Raw genomic sequence first — 2,188 nt, forward strand, 5'->3', positions numbered from 1 at the left:
TTTTTTTTTGGCCTAGTCAATGACCTTTGAAAAACCCCGCAAAGCCCCGCCGTACGTGGCCTAGAGCCTATGTTTTTATCCGCTAGTTATCCCTTAAGTATCAAGTAAAGGAAATCGGCCTCTCCGGCGCCTGTTTTTCGACCCCTCAAAGCACCGCCAAAAAGCCAAAAACAGATCGTCTCCGACGGCCCTTCGGGACTGCTCGCCACGTGGCAGGCGGTCGGGGGAAGAGCACCCCCAACCACCAGCCCGAAGCATTGGGGCACTGCGAGGCATCAAGGGGCTTTCGCGGCATATCCTCGCCCGTTCCGGTCTGCGGTATTCCACGTCCCCTTGACCCCTCTCCGTTTCAATCTTTTCCATCAGCCCCGTGTTTCACCAGGGCGAGTTTTTCCGCCCTGGTGAAACACGGGGTGACAAGCGAAGTGCGTCAGGATTTTTTAACCAGGTACACAACTCAACGGGGTATCGGGGCACAGCCCTGATCAGGGTTTTGTGGGATCGACTGCGTGCAGGCGGTACGTACAAAACATTTCCTGTCCGTTTCTTAGATTTGAATTCAATTCGTTTTTTAAGATCCGATTAAATTCTTAATTTAGTTTTGTTTTCCGAATTCAAAATTCACTTAAAACAAAGAGCCCACGGCAGCAGGGGAGAGTTTTCAAAATGGCGTCATTTGGATGCACTCTCCCTATCCTGCATCCTCTCTGAATCCCCTCTGCTCTGGCCTTTGACCTTCGCTGTTTCCCTCCGCTTTTTTGAAGAGGGCGCGCTTAGACGTTTCTACGAAACGCGCGGATCAAAAACGGATCAAGGGCGCACTTACGCAAACTTCGTTTGCATGCGGATCAAAATCCAAAGCAGATCAAAAGCGGATACATGAGTCGGACAGGAAATGTTTTGTAGCTACCGCCTGCACGCAGTCGGTACCTACAAAACCCTGATCAGGGCTGTGCCCCGATACCCCGTTGAGAGTCAGCGAGCTGGTTTATCCCCGTTGGGTGCGCGGCGATACCGGCGCTCAAATTCACGCCAGTTGAAAGCCAACCGAGATCCATCGTCTTCCCCTTCTGCCGGCCCGTCCGCCATCACCAAGTCAGCGTCCGTTTCCTCATCGACCCGGAGCACGTTTTTCAGCACTCCACCCGTAGCCACGAATCGGCGCTTGTGGGCTTGCCGCGTCAGTTCCAGAAACCAATCGGGATCATCTGTCATGTCAGACGGCTTAACGCTGTATTTGAGGGTTTCAGAGACTGCCTTTTGAAGTGCAAAGCTCGTGACATCAGAGGCTGATTGCCCACTCTCTGGGACAGCCCCTTTGATTACTTCGATCCATAGCCCGGACGGCGAAATGGTTGGATCGCGCATGCACTCTTGCCACAGCTCGACCCAGCGGGCTTGCTTGACGTAGGTCTGCCCTCGAAACCAGCTTGGCGGCACCATCAGCAACACATGGAAGTGCGGGTGTGCCTCACCGATAGCGCTGCGTGTGACCTCAGTGGTGCGCACCCAGCCCAAAATGGGTTTCAGCTCTTTGCGTTTGATCAACCGCTGCCACCCGGCATTCATCGCTGTCAGAGTCTCTCCAAGCTCGCCTATGGAGCGATTAGGCACAGTCAGGGTCAGGAATAACCAGCGGGCCTTGGGATGCTCACAGACGATCTTAGGGAGGGCTTGGTGAAACCGGGCTTGCCACATGAGGGAACGTCTCCACTGGCACACCGGGCAATGACGCACCCGGCAAAAATGGCTGTGCTTTAGGCGCAAAGCGGTTACCCATGTGGCCGGGTTGATCTCCCAGCCAAACAAGAGCACCCCGCCGCAATCAGCCATACGAGCCGCGTAGCGCTCGAATTCAAGCGCTGTCGCATAGATCCCGCCCACATCATCAGCTTGGCCACGGTGGACGTCCCATGGGGCATCCGTAGGGCTGTAATCAAAAAGCCCATCACGGGGCTGTTCAAGCGCAATAATTTCGCTAGAATGGGGGCAAGTGGGATCGGAAACGGTTTCCATGAAAAGCCTTTGTTTTGTGGATGTCAGATACCCACGATGCTGGGCTTTTTTTTTGGCCTAGTCAATGACCTTTGAAAAACCCCGCAAAGCCCCGCCGTACGTGGCCTAGAGCCTATGTTTTTATCCGCTAGTTATCCCTTAAGTATCAAGTAAAGGAAATCGGCCTCTCCGG

At 54.1% G+C, this 2,188-nt stretch carries 1 protein-coding gene; it reads right to left on the bottom strand.

Going from position 1 to position 2,188, the window contains the following annotated elements:
- Positions 1-975 precede the first annotated feature (975 nt).
- Positions 976-2,016 carry a protein rep gene (locus tag AC19YQ_RS24870; protein ID WP_231165498.1) on the bottom strand — a complete coding sequence of 347 codons (1,041 nt, stop codon included), beginning with the start codon at positions 2,014-2,016 and terminating at the stop codon, positions 976-978.
- Positions 2,017-2,188 lie beyond the last annotated feature (172 nt).

The sequence above is a fragment of the Pseudomonas sp. MF06569 genome, assembly GCF_059862735.1.